The organism is Acidocella sp., assembly GCF_052326845.1.
Classification (GTDB): Bacteria; Pseudomonadota; Alphaproteobacteria; order Acetobacterales; family Acetobacteraceae; genus Acidocella.
Genome location: NZ_JBKQJR010000197.1, coordinates 1 through 6,424, shown reverse-complemented (window position 1 = coordinate 6,424; position 6,424 = coordinate 1). Strand labels below are relative to the sequence as shown.

Here is a 6,424-nt window from a genome sequence, read left to right as displayed (position 1 = left end):
TGGGCAGACCAGCTAGGAATGCCCAGACTCGCCTAACCTCAATCTCTCGAACCGCCCGGTGCGGACCCGCATGCCGGGTGGTGTGGCAGGGGAGCGATCAGTGATGATCGCCCCCTATGCCGATTGGGGCTGGGCCCCGGAAAATCAGCGGCGCAGGTTCAGGCGGCCGATGAGGTCCTGGTAGCGCTTCACGCTCTTGCGCTTCAGGTAGTCCAGCAGCGAGCGGCGCTGGCCGACCAGCACGAGCAGGCCGCGGCGGGAGTGGAAGTCCTTCGCGTGGGTCTTCAGGTGCTCGGTGAGGTTGGAAATGCGCTCGGAGAGCAGGGCGACCTGCACTTCCGGGCTGCCGGTGTCATTGGCGGCGGTGGCGTATTCGGCGATGAGCGTGGTGCGGCGCTCAGGAGTAATCGACATCGGGATATCCCTTACAACTAGACGTTAAAACAAGCGTTCCGGCTTCAGCCACCCATCGGAGAGTCGGGCCAGAGCCGTGACGCGCCCCGCTGCCGTAATGCGCACCAGCCCCTCGTCGGGGTTGGCGGCGTCCGGAATCCGCCCCATCAGGTCCACCAGGCTGATCGCCTGGCCCTGGGAAAGGGCATGAAACTCTGCTGCGTTCAGGGCCAGGGCCGGGATGTCGTCCAGCGCGGTCGAGAGCGGCAGTATCGTTTCAGCAAGAGACGCGGGCGTATGCGCCGGATCGAGGAATTTGTCCAGCGGAACCGCCATTTTTTCCAGGAATGGGCCCACGCGCAGGCGGCGCAGCACGGCGATGTGCCCCACGGTGCCGCAGGCGCGCGACACGTCCCGCGCCAAAGCGCGCATATACACCCCCTTGCCGGACTGCACCTCGAACTCCGCATGGTCGGCATCCGGCCGGCCGATCAGCTCGAAACGGTCCACCTGCGCCGGGCGGGGCGGCAGTTCCGGCGGGGCACCGGCGCGGGCGAGGTCGTAGGCGCGCTCGCCATCCACCTTCAGCGCCGAGAAGGCTGGCGGCACCTGCATGATGTTGCCGATAAACTGCGGCAAGGCGGCGCGGATCTCATCGTCCGTCGGGCGGGCATCCGAGGTGGCGACCACCGCGCCCTCGGCGTCGTCGGTATCCCGCGCCTCGCCGAAGCGGATGGTGAAGTGGTAGATCTTCGTGCTGTCCATCACGTAAGGCACGGTCTTGGTCGCGGCCCCCAGCGCGATCGGCAGAATGCCCGTGGCCAGCGGGTCCAGCGTGCCGCCATGGCCGGCCTTTTGCGCATCCAGCGCTCGTTTAACCTTGTTGAGCGCCTGCGTGCTGGTGATCCCTTGCGGTTTGTCGAGGATGATCCAGCCGTCGAGTTTGCGGCCTTTCTTCTGCCGAGCCATGCGTGTCCTAAGTCCTGAGTGAAGCGGCGCTGATAGGCCAAGCCGCGCCGCGGGAAAAGAAGGGAAGAGGAATATCTGCCCTGGGCAGCGAGCCATTAACGGCGAATCAACCTTTGTCTGCGCAGATCAGGCTGTCTGGAAAAACTCCGGCGATGTCCTCCAGCCCGTTCCAGCCCACGGATTCCCGCCAATGCCCGATGACAGCCACACCCTCACGATGCCCCTCCTTGCCCAGGCGCCAAGGGGAAGCCACGCCTTCGCCCTGCCACCCTTGCCGCGCGCCGTGCCGCCGCCAAGGGAGAAATTCATCGGCTTCGTCCGGGACGAGGCGAGTGCCGCGCTGCTGCAGGAATGCCTGGCCGGGCGCATCCCCGGCGGCAACCTGGTGCATGTCGCCGATTTCCAGGCCAGCCTGAGAATTCTGGGGGCGATGACCACGCCGGAGGTGGTGCTGGTGGACCTCTCCGGCGAGGACCAGCCGGTGAATGCCATGCTGGAGCTGGCCGAGGTGGTGCATGAGGGCACGGTGGTGCTGGCCATCGGCGAAATTCAAAACATCAGTTTCTACCGCACCGTGACCAAGGGCATGGGTATCCGCGAATATCTGTGCAAGCCGCTCTCAAGGGAGGCGGTGCTGCGCGACCTCCTGCCTTTCGTCGCAGCACAGCCCGAGGTGCCGGGCCCGGCGCGCGGAGGGCGGCTGGTGGCGGTGGCTGGCGCGCGCGGCGGGGTGGGGACCACGACACTGGCCACCAATCTCGCCTGGTACATCGCCACAGAGCTGCACCGCCACACCACGCTGCTGGACGGCATGCTGAACACCGGCACGGTGGGGCTACATCTGGACCTGCCCCAGGCCAAGGGGCTGAGCGCGGTGCTGGAAAAACCGGAGCGCGTGGACAAGCTGCTGATCGAGCGCTGCATGCACGGCGCGGCCGCCCGGCTGCACGTGCTGGCCGGGGTGGAACCGCTGGATCAGGACGTTAAGTACCGCCATGAGAGCGCGCTGATGTTCATCCGGACCGTCCGCTCGCGCTATAATTTCGCCGTGGCCGATGCCGGGGCGCGGCTGGAACCCTTCGCCCGGGACCTGCTGCTCAACGCGCAGGAGCGTGTCATCGTCATGGACCCGAGCATGATCTCCATCCGCAACCTGGAGCGGCTGACCAGCCTGCCGGGTGGCGGTTGCCCGTCGCTGCTGGTGCTCAACCGGGCAGGCGCGCCGGGCGGGCTGGCGCAGACCTACATGGAGCAGAGCATGGGGCTACGCTTTGATGCGGTGATCCCCGACCTGCCGCGGATCGTGCCGCGAACCACGCAGCTCGGCACCCTGGCGGCGGCCTTGCGCGGGCCGTTCCGGGCCGGAATCGTGGCTCTGGCCGCGGCGCTGGGGGTTGGCCTGCCGCCGGAACGGGGGGAATAGACGGCTTGCGGCGCCGGATTAGGAATTGCCGCGAAAATCAGCTATAACCAGGGCTTGTTTTGACGAGTCTGGAGCCCTGCCGCGAATGTCCGAATCGACGCCGCCGATCCCTCAATCCCCCGCGCAAGATGACGCGTATGACGCCGCGTCGATCAGCGTGCTCAAGGGGCTGGATGCCGTGCGCAAGCGCCCCGGCATGTATATCGGCGATACCGATGACGGCTCGGGCCTGCACCATATGGGCTTCGAGATCATCGACAACGCGGTGGACGAGGCCCAGGCGGGCTTCGCCGACCGGGTCGAGGCGGTGCTGAACGGCGACGGCTCGATGACCATCCGCGACAATGGCCGCGGCATCCCCACCGATATCCACGCGGAGGAGGGCATCTCCGCCGCCGAGGTGGTGCTGACCAAGCTGCACGCGGGCGGCAAGTTCAACCAGAACTCGTATAAGGTCTCCGGCGGCCTGCATGGCGTGGGCGCGGCGGTGGTCAACGCCCTCTCCGAATGGATGGAAGTGCGCATCTGGCGCAATGGCGAGGAGCACTTCATCCGCTTCGAGCACGGCAACACCGTGGCGCCGCTGAAGCTGGTGGGGTCCACCGACCATCTGAACGGCACGGAAGTCACCTTCAAGCCTTCCGCCGCCACCTTCACGCACACGGAGTTCGACTACGCCATCTTCGAGCGCCGCCTGCGCGAGCTGGCCTTCCTCAACTCCGGCCTCGCCATCATCCTGCGCGATGAGCGGCACGAGCCGGTGCAGGAAGCCAAGTTCCACTACGAGGGCGGGGTGAAGGAATTCTGCGCCTGGCTCGACCGCGCAAAAACCCCGGTACTGCCTGCGCCCATCACCGCCATCTCCGAGGCCAAGGAGGCGGGCATCAAGGTGGAGTTCGCGCTCTCCTGGAACGATTCCTACCACGAGACCATGCTCTGCTTCACCAACAACATCACCCAGCGCGACGGCGGCACGCATCTGGCCGGGTTCCGCGCGGCGCTGACCCGCGTGGTGAGCAAATATGCCCAGGGCATGAGCAAGAAGGAGAATATGGAATTCTCCGGCGAGGATATGCGCGAGGGCATGACCGCCGTGCTCTCGGTGAAGGTGCCGGACCCGAAATTCTCCTCCCAGACCAAGGATAAGCTGATCTCCTCCGAGGTGCAGCCGGTGGTGCAGGCCGCCGTGGCCGATGCGCTCTCCCACTGGTTCGAGACGCACCCCAAGGAAGCCAAGGGCATCGTGCAGAAGGTGATGGACGCCGCCGCCGCCCGCGAAGCCGCCCGCAAGGCGCGCGAGCTGACCCGCCGCAAGGGTGTGCTGGACATCTCCTCGCTGCCCGGCAAGCTGGCGGATTGCCAGGAACGCGACCCGGCCAAGTCCGAACTCTTCCTGGTGGAGGGTGACTCCGCAGGTGGCTCCGCGAAACAGGGGCGCGACCGCAAGTTCCAGGCCATCCTGCCGCTCAAGGGCAAGATCCTGAACGTGGAGCGCGCGCGGTTCGACAAGATGCTGGGCTCGGCCGAAATCGGCACGCTGATCACCGCGCTGGGGGCTGGCATCGGCCGGGGCGAGCCGGAGCAGGGCGGGTTCGACGAAAGCAAGCTGCGCTACCACCGCATCGTCATCATGACCGACGCCGACGTGGACGGCTCGCATATCCGCACGCTGCTGCTCACCTTCTTCTACCGGCAGATGCCGACACTGGTCGAGAAGGGCTATCTCTACATCGCCCAGCCGCCGCTCTACCGGGCCAAGCGCGGCAACGACCAGCGCTACCTCAAGGATGACGACGCGCTGGAAGCCTTCCTGCTGGACCGCGCCATGGGTGAAACCACCCTCACCAGCGGCTCTATCACCTTGGCTGGCGATGAGCTGCGGGCCGAGACGTCCTGGATCGGCCAGATGGTGCACCGGTTGAAGGCGCTGAGCAACCTGCTGCCGCTGGCCTATCTGGAGCAGATCGCCATTGCCGGGCTGTTCGCCCCGGCGGCGCTGGGCGATGCCGCCAAGGATGCGGCGCTGGTGGCGCGGCTGAACGCGCTCTCCCACCCCACCGAGCGGGGCTGGGTCGTCACCTCCGATGCGTCCGGCATCACCCTCGGCCGTACCGTGCGCGGCGTGGCCGAGCGCTACCATCTGGACGCTGCCACGCTGCGCACCGCCGAGGCGCGCTATCTGGCCGAGCGCGCGCCGCGCCTGGCGGAGCTGTTTGGCGCCGAGGCGACACTGGCCATCGACGGCCCGGCAAAGCTGGTGCACGGCCCGGCCGGGATGTGGGAGGCGCTGCTGGCCTATGGCCGCAAGGGCCTCACCATCAGCCGCTTCAAAGGGCTGGGCGAGATGAACCCGGAGGAACTCTGGGCCACCACGCTGGACCCCTCCGCCCGCCGCCTGCTCCAGGTGAAGATTGCGGACGCCGAGGACACGGACCAGATCTTCGCGACGCTGATGGGCGACATCGTCGAGCCCCGGCGCGATTTCATCGTGACCAACGCGCTGAAAGTGGCGAATCTCGACACCTGAGAGACTGTCTGTAAATTCTACTCTGGCGGCAATGCCGGCGCGGCATGAAAACCATGCCCGCCCGGGTATTGGCGCCAAGCTGGGGCGTGCCTAGCTTTACCTCGAAAGCCGAGGTGAACCATGGCCGTCCGCGCATCGCGCTCCCTTTTTTGTAACGCCGCCTGGCTGTTCGGCGGCATCGCCGCCCTGTTGGCAGGCGGATTCGCCCGGGCCCAGGTCCCGCCCCCGGCCTATGATCCGCCCGAGGCCGTTGTCAGCGAAACCGCGATCCTCTCGGGCGGCTGCTTCTGGGGCATGCAGGGGGTGTATGAGCATGTGAAGGGCGTGGTGCATGTGTATGCCGGTTACACTGGGGGCACGGCCGATACCGCCAATTACGAGACGGTGAGCACCGGCACCACCGGCCATGCCGAATCCGTGCAGATTATCTTCGATCCGCGCGCGGTTTCCTATGGCCGCATTCTGCAAATTTACTTCGCCGTCGCAACCGACCCGACGGAGCTGAACTTCCAGGGGCCGGATACGGGCACGCAGTACCGGGGCGAGATCTGGTACGCCAGCCCGGCGCAGCAGCACGTAGCCACCGCCTATATCGCCCAGCTCACCGCCGCGCACAGTTTCCCGGCGCCGATCGTGACACGGGTGGACCCCGCCATGCCGTTCTACCGGGCCGAGTCGTATCACCAGGACTTCCTGGAGAACCACCCGGACTACCCGTATATCGTGGTCAACGACATCCCCAAGCTGCACGCCCTGGAGATCGCCTTCCCGGCTGAGTATCGCGCCGCAGCCGTGCGGGCGCTGCCCCAGCCCTAAAGTTTGGCGGCCAGCTTGCGGAAGGAGCCGTCGTCGAAATCCCGCGGGATGATGTGGATGGGGCAGGAGACGAAGCGCTCCAGCGTGGCCGCTGCTTCCTCCGGCAGCACGGGCGATTCGAGGCTCTCGCTCAGCACCACGGCGGTGACGCGCACACCATGCGCGGCCAGGAATGCCCCGGTGGTGATGGTGTGGCTGATGCTGCCGAGATAGGTGCCCGCGACCAGGATGACCGGAGTCTTCAGCGCCACGATGAGGTCGATGATCAGGTGATTGTCGTCCAGCGGCACGGCAGC

The 6,424-nt window shown here is 66.5% G+C and carries 6 protein-coding genes; 3 read left to right on the top strand and 3 right to left on the bottom strand.

Annotated elements, in window-relative coordinates:
• Nucleotides 1-144: 144 nt before the first annotated feature.
• Together rpsO and truB are read right to left on the bottom strand one after the other, a co-directional pair.
• Nucleotides 145-414: a 30S ribosomal protein S15 gene (rpsO, locus tag ACLPJJ_RS13295; protein ID WP_443591475.1), complete on the bottom strand. Its 270-nt coding sequence runs from the start codon at nucleotides 412-414 to the stop codon at nucleotides 145-147.
• Between the two features lie 24 nt (nucleotides 415-438).
• A complete protein-coding gene (truB, locus tag ACLPJJ_RS13290; RefSeq protein ID WP_443591474.1) occupies nucleotides 439-1,362 on the bottom strand; it encodes a tRNA pseudouridine(55) synthase TruB in 924 nt (307 codons plus the stop codon).
• Between the two features lie 190 nt (nucleotides 1,363-1,552).
• Between truB and ACLPJJ_RS13285 the strand changes: the two genes are divergently transcribed.
• From ACLPJJ_RS13285 to msrA, 3 genes are all read left to right on the top strand, one after another.
• Complete coding sequence (locus ACLPJJ_RS13285) at nucleotides 1,553-2,785, top strand: AAA family ATPase (RefSeq protein ID WP_443591473.1); 1,233 nt, start codon at nucleotides 1,553-1,555, stop codon at nucleotides 2,783-2,785.
• A gap of 85 nt (nucleotides 2,786-2,870) precedes the next feature.
• Entirely contained in the window at nucleotides 2,871-5,312 is a 2,442-nt protein-coding gene (gene gyrB / locus ACLPJJ_RS13280) for a DNA topoisomerase (ATP-hydrolyzing) subunit B (RefSeq protein ID WP_443591472.1), read from the top strand.
• Nucleotides 5,313-5,432: 120 nt separating this feature from the next.
• The gene (gene msrA, locus ACLPJJ_RS13275) at nucleotides 5,433-6,128 is read left to right on the top strand and encodes a peptide-methionine (S)-S-oxide reductase MsrA (RefSeq protein ID WP_443591471.1); all 696 of its coding nucleotides are present in this window, start codon (nucleotides 5,433-5,435) and stop codon (nucleotides 6,126-6,128) included.
• On the opposite strand, the gene bioD is transcribed toward msrA, so the two are convergent.
• The coding region (bioD, locus tag ACLPJJ_RS13270) for an ATP-dependent dethiobiotin synthetase BioD (RefSeq protein WP_443591470.1) at nucleotides 6,125-6,424 on the bottom strand (300 nt) is incomplete at its 5' end. The genes msrA and bioD overlap by 4 nt on opposite strands.

Excerpts from the sequence above, each read along its gene's own strand:
- rpsO (WP_443591475.1), bottom strand. The coding sequence starts at position 414 with ATGTCGATTACTCCTGAGCGCCGCACCACGCTCATCGCCGAATACGCC.
- truB (WP_443591474.1), bottom strand. The coding sequence starts at position 1,362 with ATGGCTCGGCAGAAGAAAGGCCGCAAACTCGACGGCTGGATCATCCTC.
- ACLPJJ_RS13285 (WP_443591473.1), top strand. The coding sequence starts at position 1,553 with ATGCCCGATGACAGCCACACCCTCACGATGCCCCTCCTTGCCCAGGCG.
- gyrB (WP_443591472.1), top strand. The coding sequence starts at position 2,871 with ATGTCCGAATCGACGCCGCCGATCCCTCAATCCCCCGCGCAAGATGAC.
- msrA (WP_443591471.1), top strand. The coding sequence starts at position 5,433 with ATGGCCGTCCGCGCATCGCGCTCCCTTTTTTGTAACGCCGCCTGGCTG.